This is a genomic window from Streptomyces sp. NPDC057900, from assembly GCF_042887885.1.
In the GTDB taxonomy this organism is placed as follows: domain Bacteria; phylum Actinomycetota; class Actinomycetes; order Streptomycetales; family Streptomycetaceae; genus Streptomyces.
This window is the reverse complement of record NZ_JBHVOI010000003.1, coordinates 501,261-521,803: the sequence shown is the minus strand read 5'-3', so window position 1 is coordinate 521,803 and position 20,543 is coordinate 501,261. Positions and strand designations below refer to the sequence as shown.

The following is a 20,543-nucleotide window of genomic DNA, read 5'->3' as shown; positions in this document are numbered from 1 at the left end:
GTGCGTCACATCACGTGTGCGGAACTTCACTGTGTGTACATGCTCGTCGAGCCTGCGGTACGGGTTGGTCGTCGCTACCGAGCGTGAGCTGTGCTGAGCCGAATCGAGCCGGTTCCAGTCGAAAACGTGGCCAGGCGCAGAGCGCGTATCGCGCCTGCCGTCCGTGCGTACAACCTCGCCACTCGGGGGTGGGGCGTGGCCGTCACAGATGAGGACGTCCGGGCCCGCCGCCAGGTTCCGGGAGCGGTCGGAACCACCCCTGGCCATCCATCGATTACGTACCCAGCATGCCCGCGATGACGCTCCTCTCGGGACTTCACCCCGTGAGCACCCCCTGCCGAGCAGACCCAGTCGACCGCAAATAGCTTCCACAGGGTGCATTTTTTGGCCAAGTTAGTTATCACTTGGACACCACAAATCCCGTGGGGACAATGCTGGACATCACGTTACTTGTGCGTGTACATGTGGATGCATTGATAGCGGCGCAGAATGACATGGGGGTTTGCGATGCTATTCGACGAAACACACCAGTCGGAAAGCCGGCGATCATGAGCGCCCCGCACCTGCCGAAAGTGGCTGGAATCGACCCCACAGTTCCGGTTTCGACACACACTGACGGGCCTCTCGCCGAGGTGCCCGCCGCCCCCAGCGCCTTCATCCAGGACCGCCTGGCGGGCTGGGTCTCCGACCTCACCACGCTGCACGAGCTCACCGAGCGGCTGGCCAGAACCAGCACCCTGGACGACGCACTCCATGAGCTGCTGGAAGCCGGAGCCGCTCTGCTGGGTGCCCGTCGCGGGCTGATCGTGTTCGAACCCTCGGACCGCCGTGGCCCCGTCAGCACCATCGGTCTCGGCCTGGCTCACGCGGAGCTCGGCCAGATCGAGACGGTGCCGCGCAGCGCCACGTCCTACGGCCGCATCCTTGAAGGTCTGCCCGACTCCGAAAACTCGCTGACCACCCCCGACCTGCTCGGCGACACCAGCCTGGACCCCCGCAGGCGCGAGGTCGCCGCCCGGCTCGGCTACGCCGCCAGTTACGCGCTGCCGATCACCACCGACCGGACCGGCCGGCTCGCCGCCGCCGTCTGGCTCTACGACGAACCCGCAGAGCCGCTGGAGCGCCAGCGCCACCTGGCCGGTCTGTATACCGGGTACGCCGCCGAGCACCTGGCCCGGCTGCTGGAGCTGGAACGGGCCAGGGCCGATGTCGCCACCGTCACCGAGGAGCTGCTGCCCAGCCGGATGCCCCGGATTCCCGGCGTGGAGCTGGCCGTACGCCACCACGCCGCACCCCAGGGCGGCAACGACTGGTACGACGCCCTGGCCCTGCCCGAGGGTGCGCTCGGCCTCGCCGTCGGCTCGGTGAGCGGCTCCGGGCCGAGCGCCCTGGCCGCGATGGGCCGGCTGCGGGCCGGTCTGCGGGCGTACGCGGTGATGGAGGGCGAGGACCCGGTCGCCGTACTCTCCGATCTTGAGCTCCTGCTGCGGCTGACCGAGCCGGCCCGGTCCGCGACCGCGCTCTTCGCCTACTGCGAGCCCGCCCGTCGCAAGATCCTGCTGGCCGGGGCCGGACACACCCCGCCGCTGATCATCGGTGCCCGGCGCACCGAGTACATCGAGACCACCCTGTCCGCGCCGCTGGGCATGCTCGCCTGCTGGGAGGCGCCGAGCGTGGAGGTCGAACCGGCGCCCGGCGAGACCGTGCTGCTGTACACCGACGGCCTGCTGCGTCGGGCCGGCGACTCGATGGACCGGGCCTTCACCCGGCTGCACTCGGCGGCGGCGAGCGTGCCGAGGGCGCTGCGCCAGGACGCCGCGGCGGTCGCCGACCACGTGCTGCGCACCGTGCTGCCGGAAGGGCCGGAGCAGGGCGACGACACCGAGGACGTGGTCCTGCTGGCGGCCCGGTTCGACTGAGCGGCCCCGCGCCCCGGACCGTACCGGTACGGGGTCTTCCGGTAAGAGGTCTTCCGGCCCTGGGCCCCCTTCCGTACGCCCGTACGATGGAGGGGGTCCAGTGTCGTATCAAGGAGAGACAGAGTCGTGTCTGAGGAGCTCACCCCGGAGAACCCGGAGACCGAAGAGGCAGAGCCGGTCAAGCAGCGGAAGAACGGCCTGTACCCGGGCGTCTCCGACGAGCTCGCCGCGAGCATGAAGTCCGGCTGGGCCGACACCGAGCTGCACGGGCTGGAGCCGATCGCGCAGGCCGGGCACACCGCGGAGCGTCGCGCCGCGCTCTCCGCGCGCTTCCCCGGCGAGCGGCTGGTCATCCCGGCCGGCCGGCTGAAGACCCGTTCCAACGACACCGAGTACGCCTTCCGCGCCTCCACCGAGTACGCGTACCTCACCGGTGACCAGACCCAGGACGGCGTCCTGGTCCTGGAGCCGGTGGACGGCGGCCACGAGGCGACCGTCTATCTGCTGCCGCGCTCCGACCGGGAGAACGGCGAGTTCTGGCTCGACGGCCAGGGCGAGCTGTGGGTCGGCCGCCGCCACTCCCTGACCGAGGCCGAGCAGCTGCTCGGCATCCCGGCGAAGGACGTACGGGAGCTGCCCGCCGCGCTGACCGAGGCCACAGGCCCGGTCCGTAACGTCCGCGGCCACGACGCCGTCATCGAGGCCGCGCTGACCGACAAGGTGACCGCGGAGCGCGACGAGGAACTGCGCGTCTACCTCTCCGAGGCACGCCTGGTCAAGGACGCCTTCGAGATCGCCGAGCTGCAGAAGGCCTGCGACATCACCGCGCGCGGCTTCGAGGACGTCGTGAAGGTCCTCGACAAGGCGGAGGCGACGAGCGAGCGCTACATCGAGGGAACGTTCTTCCTCCGCGCCCGCATCGAGGGCAACGACATCGGCTACGGCTCGATCTGCGCCGCGGGCCCGCACGCCACCACCCTGCACTGGGTACGCAACGACGGCGCGGTGCGCTCCGGCGAACTGCTGCTGCTCGACGCCGGCGTGGAGACCACAGACCTCTACACCGCCGACGTGACCCGCACCCTTCCCATCAACGGCACGTTCACGCCGCTGCAGCGGAAGATCTACGACGCGGTGTACGAGGCCCAGGTCGCCGGTATCGCGGCGGTCAAGCCCGGCGCGGGCTTCCGGGACTTCCACGACGCCGCGCAGCGCGTCCTGACCGAGAAGCTCGTCGAGTGGGGCCTGCTCGGGGACCGGACCGTGGACGAGGTCCTGGAGCTGGGGCTGCAGCGCCGCTGGACCCTGCACGGCACCGGTCACATGCTCGGCATGGACGTCCACGACTGCGCCGCCGCGCGCACGGAGTCGTACGTCAACGGAACGCTGGAGCCCGGCGTGTGCCTCACCGTCGAGCCCGGTCTCTACTTCCAGGCCGACGATCTGACCGTTCCCGAGGAGTACCGCGGCATCGGCATCCGGATCGAGGACGACATCCTCGTCACCGAGGACGGCAACCGGAACCTCTCGGACAAGCTGCCCCGTCAGGCCGACGAGGTCGAGGCCTGGATGGCCCGCGTCAAGGGCTGACCGTCCGCCCCGTCACCCGTGCCGGAGGTCGCCCCGCTCAGGACACCATGAGCAGGGCGTCCTCCCGCCATTTCAGGATCTTGTCGAAGCTCACCACCGCGCCGCCGCGCCCCGGCCGGTTGCCGAAGTGGACATGGTCGGCGAGCTCCTCGATCAGGCAGAGTCCGCGTCCGCTCTCGGCGGCCAGCGGCGGGTGCCCGGCCTGCTTCGGCCGGCACTGCTGCGGTTGGTACTGCGGTTGCTGTTGATATTGCGGTTGCTGTTGGTACTGCGGCTGTTGCGATTGCTGCGGTTGCTGCTCTTGCTGTGCGGCATCGCGAAGCGTGCGTCGCGTGGGGAAGCCGGGACCTGAATCGGCGACTTCGATACGGCACTTCTCGCCGTCCAGGTACGCGGTGACCCGGTACTGCCCGCAGGCCGTACCGGACGGCTCCTCCCAGGCGTCGAGAGCGTCCAGCGTGTCCAGCGCGTCCCGGTTCTTCCGGGCGCCGTCCGGGCCTCCGTCGGCCCCGCCGTGCTCGACGGCGTTCGCACAGGCCTCGCTGAGCGCGACCGACAGGTCGAAGGAGATGTCCGGGTCCACGCCCGCGGATTCCATGCTGCCGAGCAGGAAGCGCCGGGCGAGCGGAACGCTCGCAGCTTCGCGCCGCAGATGGAGTGACCACCAGATGCTCATGCTCCAGCCTCCTGGCTGCGGCTCGACATACCGATACGTATTGCCGCCCTATGCCGTTCGTAAGCACGGACGGGATGTGAGACCGCTCATTCGGCGGATACCCGGGCTCGCCACACCTGTGCATGCCCGGCCCACAGGACGTCTCCTACCCCGTCCGCAACCATCCCCAACAGCCCGGCACACAGCCAATCGGGCGGAAGGTGACCTTCCGGACCTGCCGTACGGCGACCGGGGCCGCAGTGCGATGATGACTCGGCCATGTCTACGTCTGTGGGACGCGCCGGAGCCGGTCTACGGCTGCTGAGGGCCGCGGTGTTCGCCGCGGTCTGCGTCGCGCTGTCCGCGGCCGGGCACGCGATGGCGGCCTGCGCGGCGGTGCCCGGGTGGACCCTGCTCGCCGGATTCCTCGGGATCCTCGCGGTGGCGGTGGCACTGGCCGGCCGCGAACGCTCGCTGCCGTCGATCGTCGCGGCCCTGGCCGGCGGACAGATCGCCCTGCACACGCTCTTCGGTGTCGGCACGCACGCCGCGACGCCGCTGCCCGCGACCAACGACGACTCGCTGATCCGGTTCGCCGCCAGCCTCGTCTGCGGCGCGGGCCCCGACCGGTTGAACGCCTCGGACGCCCACCGCATCGTCACCACCGCGGGCATCGACCCCGCGTCGGTGACCGCGCAGGCGCATCAGCACATGGCCGCCACCCCCTCCGGCGGCATGGCCGGATCCGGAGCGGCCGGCCTCGCCGGAATGTTCCCCAGCCTGCCGATGCTGCTCGGTCACCTGCTGGCGGCGCTGGCCACCGGCTGGCTGCTGCGGCGCGGCGAGATCGCGCTGTTCCGGCTCGCCCGGCTCTCGGCGCACGGCGCCCAGCAGATCGCGGCCGGAGCCCGGCTGCGGGCGCTGCGCGCGGCGCTCGTCCTCGTATCCGCCCTGCGGTCCGGCCTTCCGGACGGTCCGGCCACCGGGCCGCGCACGCTCCGTACGGCGGTCGACGCACCGGCCCCGGCCACCGGGGACCCCTTGCAGCACATGGTGATCAGGCGCGGGCCGCCACCCGCATTCGCTCTCGCAGCCTGACGCGACACCCTCCACACGACGCGCGCACGACCCTCGCAGGCACCTCACCGGTGCGGGCGCGGGGCTGCGCACACACACCGCTCGTGAGGGGAAGAGGTGTCGCGATGCCGTCGCGCACCCGCGCGGCGGAGCACCTTTCCTTCGTGCTTTGTGGAGTGATCCCTGACATGAACGTTTCCCGCATCGCCCTCGCCGGCGGCGTCGCCGCGTCCACCGTGCTGATCCTCGCCGGTACGGCCTCCGCCCACGTCAGCGTCCAGCCGGAGGGCGAGGCCGCCAAGGGCGGTTACGCCGTCATCAACTTCAAGGTCCCCAACGAGCGCGACGACGCCGCGACGACCAAGCTCGAAGTGAACTTCCCGACCGATCACCCGCTGGCGTCCGTCATGCCGCAGCCCGTGCCCGGCTGGAACATCAAGGTGACCACGAGCAAGCTGGCCAAGCCGCTCGACATGCACGGCAAGAAGATCAACGAGGCCGTCTCCAAGGTCACCTGGACCGCCGACGGCGGCAAGATCGAGCCCGGCCGCTTCCAGCAGTTCCCGCTCTCCGTCGGCCAGCTCCCCGAGGACGCCGACCAGCTGGTCTTCAAGGCCATCCAGACGTACGACAACAAGGAAGTCGTCCGCTGGATCGAGGAGCAGAAGGACGGGGCCGAGGAGCCCGAGAGCCCCGCTCCGGTCCTCAAGCTGACGGCCGCAGACGACGAAGCGCACGGCGCGGCGGCCACGGGCTCCGACTCCGACTCCGACTCCGACTCCGACGACAAGAACGCCGCCGCGGACCAGTCGAAGGACGAGAAGACGACGGCATCGGCGTCCTCTTCCTCCAGTGACACCACGGCCCGCGTTCTCGGCATCGTCGGCATCGTCATCGGCATCGCAGGTGTCGCCTTCGGCGTCCTGGCCGGCCGGCGGCGCACCGCCTGACCATCCAACAGGGCGTGTCTCGGAACACGCCTTGGCCCCACCCGCCACACCGACCCATCAGGAATCAGTGCTCCATGGTTAAGAAGTCTGTGCTGGCCGCGGCGCTCGTCGCCGCGGCCGCACTCACCCTGTCCGCCTGCGGCGGCAGTGACAACGACAGCAAGAAGCCGATCGCCGACGTCTCGGTGGAGGCGAAGACCAAGGCCGCGACGGTACTCGACGACCCGTTCACCAAGCCGAACCTCGTCCTGACCGACACCCACGGCAAGAAGTACGACCTCCGTGAGAAGACCAAGGGCAAGCCGACACTCATCTACTTCGGCTACACCAACTGCCCCGACGTCTGCCCGCTCATCATGAGCAACATCGCGATCGCCAAGAAGTCCCTCCCGCAGGCCGAGCGGGACAAGCTCCAGGTCGTCTTCGTCACCACCGACCCGGAACGCGACACCCCGTCCTCGCTGGGCAGCTGGCTCAAGGCCCAGGACCCGTCCTTCATCGGTCTCACCGGCGACTTCCCGACCATCCAGGCGGGCGCCCGGCAGATCGGCATCGGCATCGACGCGCCGAAGAAGGAGAAGGACGGCACGATCGTCTCGATGCACGGCTCGCAGGTCCTGGCGTTCTCCCCGAAGACCGACAAGGGGTACGTGCTGTACAGCGAGGACACCACGCCCGACGACTACACCAAGGACCTCCCCAAGCTCATCAAGGGGGAGACTCCGTGAACCGCCGCACCACCCTCGCCGGCGTCCTGGCCCTCTCGACGGGTCTGACGCTGGCGGGGTGTTCCACCACGGGCGGCAAGCCGGAACTGAAGGTCACCGGCGCGTTCATGCCGCAGCCCGTCAGCGACATGGCGGCCGCCTTCCTCGTCGTGCGGAACAGCGGCGGCAGTTCCGACCGGCTCACCTCCGTCACCAGCCCGCTCTCGGACGACGTCACGATCCACGAGACGAAGAACCAGGCGATGCGCATGGTGACGTCCTTCGCGGTACCCGCGGGCGGTGAGCTGGACCTGGAACGCGGTGGAAACCACATCATGTTCATGAAGCTCAAACAGCAGCCGAAGCAGGGCGAGAAGGTGTCCGTGGAGCTGCACTTCGAGAAGGCCGACCCCATCAAGGTCGACCTTCCCGTGAAGGAGACCACCCACAACCCGAAGAAGCAGTGAGGGACTGACAGACCATGACAGCCACCGCCCCGCCCTTCGGGCCGCCCCCGTCCGTACCCGCCATACGCAGGCCGCTCGCCGCGGCCGGACTCCTCGCCGCTCTGCTCGGCGTGGTCTTCGGTCTGCTGCTGGCGGTCGCGGGTCCCGCGTCGGCCCATGCCGCACTCACCGGGAGCGATCCACAGGACGGGGCGGTGGTCGCCACCGCCCCCAAGCAGGTCACGCTGACCTTCTCCGAGCAGGTGGCCGTGGGCAAGGGATCCATCCGGATCCTGGACCCGGACGGCAAGCGCGCCGACACCGAGGCCGCCCCACTCGATCTGCACAGCGGCTCCACCGTGAAATACGGCGTCGCCCTGCACTCCGGCCTGCCCGACGGCACGTACACCGTCGCCTGGCAGGCCGTCTCCGCCGACAGCCACCCGGTCTCCGGCGCCTTCACCTTCTCCATCGGCGCGCCCTCCAAGACGACCGTCGCCCTCCCGGACAACGAGGCCGGGGGCGGCCTCGTCGGCACGCTCTACGGCATCGCGCGCTACGCCGCGTACGCCGGATTCATCGTGCTCGCGGGCGGCGCCGCCTTCGTCCTGGCCTGCTGGCAGCGCGGGGCGGGCGCGCGCCCGCTGCAACGCCTCGTGGTGCGCGGCTGGATGACCCTCACCGTCGCCACCCTCGCCATGCTGCTGCTGCGCAACCCCTACACCGGCTCGGGGAAGCTCGCGGACGCCTTCGACCTCGACGGGCTGCAGGCGGTCCTCGACACCAAGCCCGGCGCCGCGCTCGTCTCACGGCTGCTGCTGCTCGGTGCGAGTGCGCTGTTCATCGCCGTGCTGTTCGGGGCGTACGCGAAGCGCGAGGACGAGCGCGAGAAGAAGGACCTCACCTTCGGCCTCGCCGCCGGGGGCGCGGTCATCGCCGCCGGGATCGCCGGGACGTGGGCGCTCGCCGAGCACGCCTCGACCGGCATCCAGTCGGGCATCGCCATGCCGGTCGACGTGCTCCACCTGCTGGCCGTGGCGACCTGGCTGGGCGGGCTCGCGGCCCTGCTGGTCGCGCTGTACCGCACCCCCGACGTCACCGCAGACGCCGTGCGCCGCTTCTCCCGGATCGCGTTCTGCAGTGTGCTGGTGGTCGTCGCCACCGGCATCTACCAGTCCTGGCGCCAGCTCGGCTCCTGGTCCGCGCTGACCGATACGGGGTACGGGCAGCTGTTGCTCGTGAAGGTGGGGCTCGTCGCGGTGCTGGTCGGGGTCGCGTCGTTCTCCCGCCGGTGGACGGGAAGGCTGGCGACCGGCGGCGGCGGTGCGGTGGCGACTGCGGAGACGAAGACCGAGACGAAGACGACGAAGGCGGAAGCAGGGGCGGAAGCCGCGGCCGAGGCGGAAGCCGGTGCCGTACCGGCTTCGTCGTCGGGCGATTCGACGTCGCAGGACCCCGCGCGGGCCGTCCAGCTCGCGCGGCAGAAAGCCGCCGTGGCCACCGCGGAGAAGAAGCGGGTGCGTGACGCCGACCCCGACCGCTCGGGCCTTCGCCGCTCGGTGCTGGCCGAAGTCGGCGTCGCCGTAGCCCTGCTGGCGGTGACCACCATCCTGACGTCGACCGAGCCCGGCCGTACCGAGGAGGAGGCGGCCCGCGCGTCGAACGCGGCCGCCGCTCCCGCCGCGAGCGGTCCCGTCAACCTCACGCTGCCGTTCGACACCGGCGGCAAGAACGGCAAGGGCACGGTCCGGATGGACATCGACCCGGGCCGTACCGGCACCAACGCACTCCACCTCTGGATCGAGGACGCCAAGGGGAAGGCCATGGACGTCCCCGAGGTGAAACTCGCCCTCACCCTGAAGTCCAAGGACATCGGGCCCCTTCCCGTGGTTCCGGTCCGGCTGACCGAGGGGCACTGGACATCGTCCGGCCTGCAGATCCCGATGGCGGGCGACTGGACCGTCGCGGTGACGGTGCGGACGTCGGACATCGACCAGACGACCGTCGACAAGAACGTGAAGATCGGCTGAGCAGGACCGTGAGCAGAAGAAGTTCGAACGTGAACACCCCAGGCAATGCGGCCACTGCGGCCGATACGGCTCATGCGGCTAATCCGAGCAACGCAGTGCCCGGCGCCCTCTCGCGGCGGCGGTTGCTCGGCACCGCCGGAGCGGCCGGTGCCACCGGGCTGGTGCTCGGGGCGGCCGGAGGTGCGGCCGGCTACGCCGCGACGCGGGACGACGCACCGACCGCGCTGACCTCCGTCGGCTCCTCCGAGGTGATGTTTCACGGGAAACATCAGCCGGGGATCACCACCCCCCTCCAGGCGAGCGGCCATCTCATCGCCTTCGACCTGGCCCCCGGCGCCGGCCGGAAGGAGGCGGCCGCCCTGATGCGCCGCTGGTCAGCCGCCGCACAGCGGCTGATGGCCGGCGAACCCACCGCCGGTGGCGCGGCGGACGGCACGGCGCACGACACCGGCATCGCGCTGGACGCCGGGCCGTCCTCGCTGACCGTCACCTTCGGTTTCGGCGCCACCTTCTTCGAACGCACGGGCCTGGCCGACCGCCGTCCGCCGGGGCTCGACCCGCTGCCGCCGTTCTCCGCCGACCACCTCGACAGCGCCCGCTCCGACGGCGACCTCTGGGTGCAGATCGGCGCCGACGACGCGCTCGTCGCGTTCCACGCGCTGCGAGCCGTACAGAAGGAGGCCGGTTCGACGGCCACCGTGCGCTGGCAGATGAACGGCTTCAACCGGACACCCGGCGCCACCGCCAAGCCGATGACCGCCCGCAACCTGATGGGCCAGATCGACGGCACCGGCAATCCGAAACCGGCCGACAGCGACTTCGACCGGCGCCTCTTCGTCCCGCCCGGCGGCGGTGACGCGAAGTACGAATGGCTGGCCGGCGGCTCGTACGCGGTCGTCCGCCGGATCAGGATGCTGCTCGACGACTGGGAGAAGCTCCCGGTGGAACGTCAGGAGCGCGTCATCGGCAGGCGCAAGGCGGACGGTGCCCCGCTGAGCGGCGGCACCGAGACCACCGCCATGGATCTCGACAAGGCGGGCCCCGACGGGAAGCTCCTGATCCCCGACAACGCGCACGCCCGGATCTCTTCCCCCGAGCGCAACAGCGGGGCCGCCATGCTCCGCCGCCCGTTCTCGTACCACGACGGCATCGCGACGGACGGCACTCCGGACGCCGGGCTGCTGTTCATCTGCTGGCAGGCGGATCCGCTGCGGGGCTTCGTACCGGTACAGCGCAAACTCGACCGGGGAGACGCGCTCTCCCCCTTCCTGCGCCACGAGGCGAGCGGGCTGTTCGCGGTGCCGGGCGGGGCGGCGGCCGGGGAGTACGTGGGGCAGCGGCTGCTGGAGTCCTGAGCCGGAACGGCTCAGCAGTCCTGGACTTTTGAGCCGTCACGGCGCATTAGGGTGACGGTATGTCCGCCACGCGCTACGCCTATCTCGGCCCAGAGGGCACCTTCACCGAGGTCGCCCTCCGTACGCTCCCGGAAGCCGCCACCCGCGAACTCGTCCCGATGGTCTCCGTGCCGGCGGCCCTGGACGCGGTGCGCAACGGCACGGCCGCCGCGGCACTCGTACCGATCGAGAACTCCGTCGAGGGCGGCATCACCACCACCCTCGACCAGCTCACCAGCGGTGAACCGCTGATGATCTACCGCGAGGTGCTGCTCTCCATCACCTTCGCGCTGCTCGTACGCCCCGGCACCAAGCTGTCCGACGTCAAGACGGTCACCGCTCACCCGGCCGCACAGCCGCAGGTCCGCAACTGGATGGCCGCCCATCTCCCGCAGGCCGTATGGGAGTCGGCGGCATCCAACGCGGACGGCGCCCGGCTCGTGCAGGAGGGGCGGTACGACGCCGCGTTCGCCGGTGAGTTCGCCGCGGCGACGTACGGGCTCGAACCGCTGGTGACCGAGATCCATGACGCGGAGAACGCTCAGACCCGTTTCGTTCTGGTGGGGCGCCCGGCCCGGCCGGCGGCGCCGACCGGTGCGGACAAGACGTCGGTGGTCATCTGGCTGGGCGACGACCATCCCGGTGCGCTGCTCGAACTGCTCCAGGAGTTCGCGGTGCGCGGGGTGAACCTGATGCTGATCCAGTCCCGGCCGACGGGTGCGGGCATCGGCAACTACTGCTTCGCGGTGGACGCGGAGGGCCACATCTCCGACCGCCGGGTGGGCGAGGCCCTGATGGGGTTGAAGCGGATCTGCCCGAACGTCCGCTTCCTCGGCTCGTATCCGCGGGCGGGTGTGGCACCTGCGGACGTGGGACCGTTGCGTGCGGGCACATCGGACGCGGAGTTCACGGTGGCCTCGGACTGGCTGGCCCGGAACCTGGACGGGCGGGCCTGACGGTCCGCCGCTCATCGGCGCCCTTCGGCCGTCAGGATCGGGGCGCCGGCGCTTCCGCGTACCCACGGTTCCGGTGCGATCAGCGGATTGTCACCACCGGAAAAGTTATCCACAGGCACGCGTCTCGACCTGGGGACAAGTCGACACCGCAATGCGACATGGTCGACAAATCTCCCCAGTCGACCCAGACCCGTCCACAGAACGGCAGGACGCCCGGTGTCACCTCAATTCCATTGATCAACTCTTTAGACGAGGAATTCCCACCCGAACGAGCGCGCGGGGCGGGTTTGAAGAGCGATTCCGCGAGCCTCCGTGCCCGTTCCGGAATGATCTCCCTCGCGTCCACAGATCTTCTTCACAGCCTGTGGATAACTTTCGGGAACCATCCACCCCTGTGGACAAGTGAGAGCCAACTCCCCTTCCAGGCAAGGCCGATACGTCAAGACCCGCGAACCCTTCTGCCCCATTTAGGGGAATAGGGCCTTTTTATTGACGACGCCACTCACACACGCGCGATGGATTCGCTTCCAGCATTACCAATACCGGCAATTCGGGCAAAGTGACACGCTTGTCAATATCGGTTCGAGCTAGGGAAGGCGACACCGGTAGCCTGGAGGGGTGATTGACCTTCGCCTGCTTCGTGAGGACCCCGACCGTGTTCGCGCCTCCCAGCGCGCCCGTGGAGAGGACGTCGAGCTCGTCGACGCCCTTCTCTCCGCCGACGAACGGCGCAGGTCGTCCGGGGTTCGGTTCGACGAGCTCCGTTCCGAGCAGAAATCGCTCGGCAAGCTCATCCCCAAGGCCTCCCCGGAGGAGCGCGCAGAGCTCCTGAAGAAGGCCGAGCAGCTCAAGGTCGACGTCAAGGCGGCCGACGCGGCGCAGGGCGAGGCCGACGAGGAGACCAAGAGCCTGCTGCTGCGGCTCGGCAACATCGTCCACGAGGACGTGCCGGTCGGCGGCGAGGAGGACTTCGTCGTCCTGGAGACGCACGGCACCATCCGCGACTTCGGCGCTGAGGGCTTCGAGCCCAAGGACCACCTGGAGCTCGGCGAGGCGCTCGGCGCGATCGACATGGAGCGCGGCGCCAAGGTGTCCGGCTCGCGCTTCTACTACCTGACGGGCGTCGGCGCGCTCCTGGAGCTCGCTCTCGTCAACGCGGCGATCGCCCAGGCCACCGAGGCCGGCTTCATCCCGATGCTCACCCCGGCGCTGGTCCGCCCGCGCGCCATGGAGGGCACCGGCTTCCTCGGCCAGGCCGCGGAGAACGTGTACCACCTGGAGAAGGACGACTACTACCTGGTCGGCACCTCCGAGGTACCGCTCGCGGCGTACCACATGGACGAGATCATCGACGCGGACAAGCTGCCGCTGCGCTACGCGGGCTTCTCGCCGTGCTTCCGCCGCGAGGCCGGTACGTACGGCAAGGACACCCGAGGCATCTTCCGGGTCCACCAGTTCGACAAGGTCGAGATGTTCTCGTACGTCGACCCGGCCGAGGCCCAGGCCGAGCACCAGCGGCTGCTGGACTGGGAGAAGCAGTGGCTCACCGCTCTCGGGCTGCCCTTCCAGGTGATCGACGTCGCCACCGGCGACCTGGGCTCCTCTGCCTCCAGGAAGTTCGACTGCGAGGCGTGGATCCCGACCCAGGGCAAGTACCGCGAGCTGACCTCCGCGTCCAACTGCGACGGTTTCCAGGCGCGCCGGCTGTCCGTCCGGATGCGTGACAACCGCGACGGCAAGAAGGTGCTCCAGCCGCTGTCCACGCTGAACGGCACGCTCTGCGCCGTCCCGCGGACCATTGTGGCGATCCTGGAGAACCACCAGCTGGCCGACGGTTCGGTACGGGTCCCCGAGGTGCTCCGCCCGTACCTGGGCGGGCGCGAGGTCCTGGAGCCGGTCGCCAAGTGACCTTCCCCTACAAGCTCGTCGCGACCGACCTCGACGGTACGTTGCTGCGTGACGACGACACCGTCTCCGGGCGCACGCGTGAGGCACTGGCCGCGGTCACCGCGGCCGGTGCGGCGCACATCATCGTCACCGGCCGCGCCGTCCCGTGGACCCGGCACATCCTGGACGACCTGGGCTACGAGGGCCTGGCCGTCTGCGGTCAGGGCGCGCAGGTCTACCACGCGGGCGAGCGCAAGCTGCTGACCTCGCTGACGCTGGACCGGCAGCTCGCCGGTCTCGCGCTGTCCAAGGTGGAGGCGGAGATCGGTCCGCTGGCGCTCGCGGCCAGCCGCGACGGGCTGGACGGCGAGGTGCTGGTCGGCCCGGGCTACCGCGTCCAGGAGGGCCCGCTGCCGGCCCACTACGTCCAGGACCCGGCCGAGATGTGGGCGGCCCCGCTCAACAAGGTCTACATACAGCACCCGGATCTGGACGACGACGCGCTGGCGAAGGCCGCGCGGGCGGCGGTCGGCAATCTGGTCGACGTGGTCATGGCAGGACCGGGGGTCGTGGAGATCCTGCCGCTCGGGCTCAGCAAGGCCACCGGCCTCTCGCTGGCCGCGCGCCGGCTGGGCGTGAAGGCGGCGGACACGATCGCCTTCGGTGACATGCCGAACGACATCCCGATGTTCGCCTGGTCGCGGCGCGGTGTCGCGATGGCCAACGCGCACGAGGACCTGAAGGCAGTCGCCCACGAGGTCACCGCGTCGAACCAGGACGACGGGATCGCCGTGGTGCTGGAGCGGCTGCTCCAGCAGCCATAGGGCCGGCCGGCCGGCAGCCGGAATTTGCTGCCTGAGACCGTTTGCTGTCTGACGCGGAGGATGCGCGGATCGAACGCGCGCGGGGTTCGCACCCCGACGACGGCTTAGCAAGCCGCTGCCTTACCACTCGGCCAATCCTCCAGGGGGAGGGCGGCCGCGCGCGATGCGCGTGAACGGCCGCCCCGGCGTGCTGCTCGAAGCGGCCTGTCCGGAGCAGTCGCTGACTACTCCGCGGCCCGCTCGGGCACGCCTCGCTGGGAGCTCGACGGACTCGGACTCTCGGTCATCGCCGCGCTCCTCTCCCGGTCTGTGGTGCCGTTCCCGGCGGGTGCCGTACCGCCTACTGTGCCGCGCACCCGATGTCCGGTGCCACCCATTTACGGGCGGCACCGGACATCGGCCGCTCAGCGGTTCCTGTTGCGGCGGCTCAGATCCTTCAGGTTCCGGGCGAGCTCGTCCATCCGCTCGTCCAGCCGCCCGTCCAGCCGGACGACGTCCTCCGACACTCCGCCCAGCCGCACGCTCAGGGCACCGATCACCTGCTGGGTGACCTCCAGCCTCCGGTCGAGGCTGTCGAGCCGGAGCGACATCCGGCTGAGGACCGGTGCCAGCTCCTGGAGGGCGGTGCCGACACCGGCCAGGCAGCTCTCCACCCGGGTGACGCGGTGTTCCAGCGAGGCGTATCCCGCCCGCAGGTCCTGCTCGGCGTCGAGGAGGTACGTACGGACGCAGCGCGCGATGTCGCTGTCGCGAAGAAGCATCGCGACGTTGAGGACGGTCCTGCGGGTGTGGAGCGTGAGCTGCGCATGCGCCTGTGGATAACTTTCACCCTGCCCTCCGTCCAATAGGGACATCATGTCCCTATTAAAAACACGCAGGTCAGAGCCGCGCAGCAGCCTCAGGCCGTTCTCCTCCAGCTCCGCGCGGTGGCGCTGGATCACCTTCTTGACGACCTCTGTGGATACTTCGAAGTACCGGGCCACGTCCTCGGTGCGGACGTGGATTCCGTCCGGGAGCATGACAAGGCTCTTCACCTTGTCGAGGACGTCGACGCGCCCCATCTGCTCGACGCGCAGCGCGCGCGATTCGAGCAGGGCGATTTCCGTGGGCATGAGCATGCCTTCCGATCGTGAAGCGACGGGGGACAGCCCTCTCCCCGGGCTTCAGGGGCGGAGGACGCTCACGGTTGCCACTGCTCCACGGCCGACCCGATGGGTGTCGCCCGTAGGCGTGTCCCACCGGCATCGGCAATCCACGAATTCACGAAAGCTCGACGTCTCGGATTCCAGTTGCCTCCACGCATCCGGAACAACGAACCGATATCCGTACAGTCACGCGTAATACTGTCCGACATGCGACAACCCCCGCCCATCGGACGGGGGTTGTCGCATCACAGGATGTCCGCGCTCACTCCTCGCCGGCGAGCTTCAGGGTGCGCAGCTTCTGGCCCGCGTACCAGGTCGCCACCACGGTGACCGCGATCAGCAGTACGGTCGCGAGCGGCAGTCCGACGTCGGAGGTGATGGCGCCGCCACCGCCGACCTTCTCCGCCAGCGCGAGGGACCACTGCTGGACACTGAGCGTGCGCGCACCGGGCACCAGGCTGCCGAAGAGGGCCTCCCAGACCAGGGCGTAGACGAGTCCGAGGACCACCGCGTGCCGGCTGACCGTGCCCAGCAGGAGGAACAGCGCACTGTAGGCGATCGAGGCGACCAGGGCGGCGATCGTGTAGGCCACCGCGATCTGCTGGCCGTTGCCGTTGAGGATCAGGCCCGCGATCATCGTGGGCACCGCGGAGAAGACCATCGTCACGGCGATCGCGACGATCAGCTTGGTGAAGATGATCGTCGGCCGGGTCACCGGCTTGGCCAGCAGGTAGACGATCGAGCCGTCGTCGATCTCCGGCCCGATGGCTCCGGTTCCGGCGATCACGCCGATCAGCGGCACCATCGTGGCGATGGCGAAGCCACCCAGCACATCCGAGGCGACCTGGTCATCGGCCCCCGCGAACATCCGGACCGCCACCGCGATGACCACCAGCAGTGCGGGCAGGATGAAGAGGATGGCGGCCCGGCGCCGGCCGAGCAGGGCCCGGTAGGTGAGCCGGGCGACTGTGGGGTCGTACATGACGTCACAGCTCCTTTCAGGCCACTACTCAGGCCGCTACGAGATAGGAAAAGACCGATTCGAGGGACTCGTCGGACGGCGAAACGGTCAGAAGGCGAATGCCCTGATCACGTGCGACCTTCGGCAGCAGCGTGGTGAACCGTCCGAAGTCGACCGCCTGGATGCGCAGGGCGTTCTCGCCCAGGTCCACCTCGATCCCGGCTGTCGACGGGTCCGCGATGAGCGCGGCGGCGAGCGCGCGGTCGTCGCTGGACCGGACGAGGTAGCGGTGCGGGCGGTCCGTCATCAGGCGGCGGATCTTCCGGAAGTCACCGGACGCGGCGTGCCGGCCGGCCACGATCACCTCGATGTGCGAGGCGAGCTGCTCGACCTCTTCGAGGATGTGGGAGGAGAAGAGGACCGTGCGGCCCTCCGCCCCCATCCGTCGCAGCAGTTCCATCAGCTGCATCCGCTGCCGCGGGTCCATGCCGTTGAACGGCTCGTCGAGCAGCAGCACGGACGGGTCGTGGACCAGCGCGGAGGCCATCTTCACGCGCTGGCGCATGCCCTTGCTGTACGTCGAGATCTTGCGGTCCTGCGCGTACTCCATCTGGACCGTGGCCAGCGAGGCGGCCGCCTCCGCGTCGCCCAGACCGTGCAGTTCGGCATTGGCCACCACGAACTCGCGGCCGGTCAGGAAGTCGTACATGCCCTCCCGCTCGGGCACGATGCCGATGTCCCGGTAGGCGGCCTCATTGCGCCAGATCGCCTTGCCGTCGAGGGTGACGGTGCCCGTGGACGGGGCGAGGAACCCGGCCATCATGTTGATCAGCGTGGACTTGCCGGCTCCGTTGGGACCCAGCAGACCGGTGACGCCCGGTCCCACGGTCATGCTCACGTCGTTGACGGCGACCACGTTGCCGAACCAGCGGGAGGTGTGGTCGATCTCGATGGTGGTCACAGCCCGACCCTCCGGTAGCGGCGCATCAGTACGGCGTACGAGCCGGCGACGAGCGCGAGAACAACGATCAGGTAGACCACTCCGGCACCGGCCCCCGGGCCTTCCCCTCCGGGGAAGGCGGAGTCGGCTCCGAGGAAGGCGGTCTGTACCCCGTCGATCAGCGTGATCGGCGAGAAGAGCCCCAGCCACGGGACGGCTCCCCCGGACCCCGTCGACCAGGCGATGCCCTGGACGGTGGAGACCGCACCGTAGGAGATGGTGAGTACGGCGATCACCGCGGCGACACCGAAGCCCCGGCGCGGGGTGAGCGCGGCCATCACGAGGCCGAGGCCGGCGAAGAGCACGGAGAGCAGCGCCACCGAGACCATTCCCTGGGCGAACCACTTGGTCTGGTCGCCGAAGTCGAACTTCCCCAGCAGGGCACCCGCGTAGAGGATGACGAGCGGGGCACCGGTGAGGACGAAGAGCGCGGAGGCCATGGCGGCGAACTTGGCGATGACGTAGTCGCCCCGTTCGATCGGCCGGGAGAAGTACAGCGGCACGCTCTTGAAGCGAAGATCCCTGGAGACCGACTGCGGTGCCTGCGAGGCCAGGAAAAGGCCGATGACCGCCTGCAGGAAGATCGCGTAGGAGGTGTACTTGACCGGCAGCTTCGTCGAGTCGGGGATGTTGATGGCCACCGCCACGATGATCGCGGCGACCAGGCACATCACGCCGAACAGCAGCATGGGCAGCACCTTGGACTTGGCAGAGCGGCCGAGCCCGAAGGAACCGCGCAGGGACTGCGAGTAGAGGGAGCGGCGCGCGTAGGCACGGCCGAGGCGGGGGCCGTCATAGGCGCGGTAGCCGATGTTGTGGATCCGGGAGGTCTCGCTCCCGATCGCGGCGCCGGTCTCAGTGCTCATCGCTACCGCTCCCCTTCTGCTGTACGGCTCCGGCGGCCACGGACGCGTGCTGCGCCACGGCCCGCGCTGCCGGGGCCTCTTCTGTACGGAAGACCTCGGCGATGTGGTGGCGGCGCTGTTCCATCCGGACGAGGCCGAGGCCGAGGGCGGCGACGCTGTCGCGGACGGTGTCGTACGTCTCCTCGCCGGTCGCCTCGATCAGCAGGATGTGGCCCGCACCCGGCAGCCCCTCCGCGTCCAGGCCGTCGAGGCCCACCAGCTTGATCCCCGTGTCCGTGAGGGCCCGGCGCAGCGCGTCGGTGCCGTCGGGGTGGGTGTCGCTGTCGGTGACCTCGACCGCGAGGGTCGTGGTGGTCTGGGTGAAGTCGCTGGTGGAGCTGGAGCGCAGGAGTGCTCCGCCGTCGATGACGACGACGTGGTCGCAGGTGCGTTCCAGTTCGCCCAGCAGGTGCGAGGTGACCAGGACCGAGATGCCGAAGTCGGTGTGCACGCGACGGATCAGGCCGAGCATCTCGTCGCGGCCGACCGGGTCCAGCCCGTTGGTCGGCTCGTCGAGGAGGACCAGCTGCGGGTCGTGGACCAGCGCCTGGGCCAGCTTCACCCGCTGCTTCATACCGGTCGAGTAGCCGCCGATGGGACGGTAGCGCTCCTCGTACAGCCCGACGTGGCGCAGGGTGTCCGCGGTGCGTTCGCGTGCCGCGGTGGGCGGCAGGCCGGACATCCGGGCCATGTGGACGACGAACTCGGTGGCCGAGACGTCGGGCGGCAGGCAGTCGTGCTCGGGCATGTAGCCGACCCGTTCCCGGATGGCGGCGCCGCTGGTCGAGACATCGAGCCCGAGCACCGCGGCCCGGCCCTCGGTGGCGGGAGACAGACCCAGCAGGATCTTGATCAACGTGGACTTGCCGGCTCCGTTGGCGCCCACCAGCCCGGTCACACCGGGGCCGATGTCCAAGGAGAGCCGGTCAAGAGCGGTCACCCGTGGGAACCGCTTGCTCAGGCTTTCGGTCGCAATGACAGTCACGTCAACGACGTTAGTGGCGCGGGCCACATCGGTCGTCAGACCTGGCGGCTGGATTCTCGTCAGACTCCAGATGTACGGACCCGTAGGGGGCCCCAGCAAGGAGGAGGCCTGCGCTCCGGATCCGGCTGCCGCGCCGGGGCGGGGAGGAGTTGTCCACAGGTCCGGCGGACCTCTTGACGTAGCCGCCGGACATTGTCACATTCATCAGTGTCACGTTACGGGCACGTACCGCACACGGCAGGGAACGGACGGTGGCATGGCTTCGCGAGTGATCGGCAAACAGGCCCCGGAGCTCCAGGGGTTCAGAGAAGTGCAACGCCTCGCGTACGCCTGCGCGGAAGCGGTCGCCGCCCGCCTGCGCCCGGGGGTGACCGAGCGGGAGGCGGCCCGGATGCAGCGCGAGTGGCTGAGCCGGCGCGGGGTGCGCGACTGGTTCCATCTCCCCTTCGCCTGGTTCGGGGACCGCACGGCGTTCACCGGCTTCAAGGTGCCGCTGCAGTTCTTCCCGACCGACCGGCGGCTGGAGCCGGGGATGCCGTTCATACTCGACATGGCGCCCGTGTACCGGGGATTCACCGCTGACGTCGGCTACTCGGGCTGCCTGGGGCTGAACCCGCTGCACGACAGGCTGCTCGCCGACCTGGAGGCGCACCGCGAGCTCATCCTGCGCGAGGTGCGCGAACGGCGCCCGCTGCGCGAGATATACGAGGACGTCGACCGCCTGATGATCAGGCAGGGTTACGCCAACCGGCACCGCGCGTATCCGTTCGGCGTCATCGCCCACAAGGTCGACCGGGTCACCGAACGACGCTGGTCACCAAGGGTGTTCGGATTCGGCAGCCAGTCTCTCAAGGGGCTGCTGAGCGACGCGGTCCACGGGCACCGGGAGGGCTGGTCGCCGCTCTGGAGTCCGTACCGCTTCTCGGCCCATCCGCCGCAGCCGGGGCTGTGGGCGGTCGAGCCCCATCTCGGATTCCGGGGTACCGGCGCGAAGTTCGAGGAGATCCTGGTCGTCACCGACTCACGGGATCCCGAGCAGAGCGCCTTCTGGCTGGACGACGATCTGCCGCATGTGCGGCGCTGGGCCGAGGAGAGGGTGGCGGCATGAGTCT

At 69.6% G+C, this 20,543-nt stretch carries 18 protein-coding genes and 1 tRNA gene; 12 read left to right on the top strand and 7 right to left on the bottom strand.

Going from position 1 to position 20,543, the window contains the following annotated elements; genetic code table 11:
* The first annotated feature begins 431 nt into the window (after positions 1–431).
* Both ACFVQ0_RS16665 and ACFVQ0_RS16660 read left to right on the top strand, forming a co-directional pair.
* Positions 432–1,919: a PP2C family protein-serine/threonine phosphatase gene (locus ACFVQ0_RS16665; RefSeq protein WP_390088584.1), complete on the top strand. Its 1,488-nt coding sequence runs from the start codon at positions 432–434 to the stop codon at positions 1,917–1,919.
* A gap of 126 nt (positions 1,920–2,045) precedes the next feature.
* Positions 2,046–3,509 carry an aminopeptidase P family protein gene (locus ACFVQ0_RS16660; protein ID WP_390088582.1) on the top strand — a complete coding sequence of 488 codons (1,464 nt, stop codon included), beginning with the start codon at positions 2,046–2,048 and terminating at the stop codon, positions 3,507–3,509.
* 37 nt (positions 3,510–3,546) lie between these two features.
* Here the strand turns inward: ACFVQ0_RS16660 and ACFVQ0_RS16655 are convergent, their stop codons facing one another.
* Positions 3,547–4,185: an ATP-binding protein gene (locus ACFVQ0_RS16655; protein WP_390088580.1), complete on the bottom strand. Its 639-nt coding sequence runs from the start codon at positions 4,183–4,185 to the stop codon at positions 3,547–3,549.
* 258 nt (positions 4,186–4,443) lie between these two features.
* On the opposite strand from ACFVQ0_RS16655, the gene ACFVQ0_RS16650 reads away from it, so the two are divergent.
* The 9 genes from ACFVQ0_RS16650 (at position 4,444) to ACFVQ0_RS16610 (ending at position 14,435) form a co-directional block, all read left to right on the top strand.
* A complete protein-coding gene (locus tag ACFVQ0_RS16650) occupies positions 4,444–5,262 on the top strand; it encodes a hypothetical protein (RefSeq protein WP_390088578.1) in 819 nt (272 codons plus the stop codon).
* 167 nt (positions 5,263–5,429) lie between these two features.
* Positions 5,430–6,191 carry a YcnI family protein gene (locus ACFVQ0_RS16645; RefSeq protein WP_390088576.1) on the top strand — a complete coding sequence of 254 codons (762 nt, stop codon included), beginning with the start codon at positions 5,430–5,432 and terminating at the stop codon, positions 6,189–6,191.
* A 74-nt stretch (positions 6,192–6,265) separates the two neighbouring features.
* The gene (locus tag ACFVQ0_RS16640; RefSeq protein ID WP_390088573.1) at positions 6,266–6,919 is read left to right on the top strand and encodes an SCO family protein; all 654 of its coding nucleotides are present in this window, start codon (positions 6,266–6,268) and stop codon (positions 6,917–6,919) included.
* Positions 6,916–7,365 (top strand): copper chaperone PCu(A)C, encoded by a 450-nt coding sequence (locus tag ACFVQ0_RS16635; RefSeq protein WP_390088571.1) that lies wholly within the window; start codon positions 6,916–6,918, stop codon positions 7,363–7,365. Before ACFVQ0_RS16640 ends, ACFVQ0_RS16635 begins: the two co-directional genes overlap by 4 nt.
* Positions 7,366–7,379: 14 nt before the next feature.
* A complete protein-coding gene (locus ACFVQ0_RS16630; protein WP_390088569.1) occupies positions 7,380–9,374 on the top strand; it encodes a copper resistance CopC/CopD family protein in 1,995 nt (664 codons plus the stop codon).
* Between the two features lie 95 nt (positions 9,375–9,469).
* Positions 9,470–10,729: an iron uptake transporter deferrochelatase/peroxidase subunit gene (gene efeB, locus ACFVQ0_RS16625; RefSeq protein WP_390088567.1), complete on the top strand. Its 1,260-nt coding sequence runs from the start codon at positions 9,470–9,472 to the stop codon at positions 10,727–10,729.
* A 59-nt stretch (positions 10,730–10,788) separates the two neighbouring features.
* Positions 10,789–11,724, top strand: coding sequence for a prephenate dehydratase (gene pheA / locus ACFVQ0_RS16620; RefSeq protein ID WP_390088565.1), 936 nt, complete (start codon positions 10,789–10,791; stop codon positions 11,722–11,724).
* Between the two features lie 618 nt (positions 11,725–12,342).
* Positions 12,343–13,632 (top strand): serine--tRNA ligase, encoded by a 1,290-nt coding sequence (serS, locus tag ACFVQ0_RS16615; protein ID WP_390088563.1) that lies wholly within the window; start codon positions 12,343–12,345, stop codon positions 13,630–13,632.
* Complete coding sequence (locus tag ACFVQ0_RS16610) at positions 13,629–14,435, top strand: HAD family hydrolase (RefSeq protein ID WP_390088561.1); 807 nt, start codon at positions 13,629–13,631, stop codon at positions 14,433–14,435. The genes serS and ACFVQ0_RS16610 overlap by 4 nt, the downstream gene beginning before the upstream one ends.
* Before the next feature lie 54 nt (positions 14,436–14,489).
* Here the strand turns inward: ACFVQ0_RS16610 and ACFVQ0_RS16605 are convergent.
* The 6 genes from ACFVQ0_RS16605 to ACFVQ0_RS16580 form a co-directional block, all read right to left on the bottom strand.
* Positions 14,490–14,576 (bottom strand) — tRNA-Ser (locus ACFVQ0_RS16605).
* A gap of 263 nt (positions 14,577–14,839) precedes the next feature.
* A complete protein-coding gene (locus ACFVQ0_RS16600) occupies positions 14,840–15,547 on the bottom strand; it encodes a hypothetical protein (RefSeq protein ID WP_390088559.1) in 708 nt (235 codons plus the stop codon).
* 295 nt (positions 15,548–15,842) lie between these two features.
* Entirely contained in the window at positions 15,843–16,562 is a 720-nt protein-coding gene (locus tag ACFVQ0_RS16595; protein WP_390088557.1) for an ABC transporter permease, read from the bottom strand.
* 28 nt (positions 16,563–16,590) lie between these two features.
* Complete coding sequence (locus ACFVQ0_RS16590; RefSeq protein WP_390088555.1) at positions 16,591–17,502, bottom strand: ABC transporter ATP-binding protein; 912 nt, start codon at positions 17,500–17,502, stop codon at positions 16,591–16,593.
* On the bottom strand, positions 17,499–18,407 hold the full coding sequence (locus tag ACFVQ0_RS16585; RefSeq protein WP_390088553.1) for an ABC transporter permease: 909 nt from the start codon (positions 18,405–18,407) through the stop codon (positions 17,499–17,501). The genes ACFVQ0_RS16590 and ACFVQ0_RS16585 overlap by 4 nt, the downstream gene beginning before the upstream one ends.
* Positions 18,397–19,386: an ABC transporter ATP-binding protein gene (locus tag ACFVQ0_RS16580; protein ID WP_390088880.1), complete on the bottom strand. Its 990-nt coding sequence runs from the start codon at positions 19,384–19,386 to the stop codon at positions 18,397–18,399. The genes ACFVQ0_RS16585 and ACFVQ0_RS16580 overlap by 11 nt, the downstream gene beginning before the upstream one ends.
* Before the next feature lie 301 nt (positions 19,387–19,687).
* On the opposite strand from ACFVQ0_RS16580, the gene ACFVQ0_RS16575 reads away from it, so the two are divergent.
* Entirely contained in the window at positions 19,688–20,539 is an 852-nt protein-coding gene (locus ACFVQ0_RS16575) for a M24 family metallopeptidase (RefSeq protein ID WP_390088551.1), read from the top strand.
* The last annotated feature ends 4 nt before the right edge of the window (positions 20,540–20,543 follow it).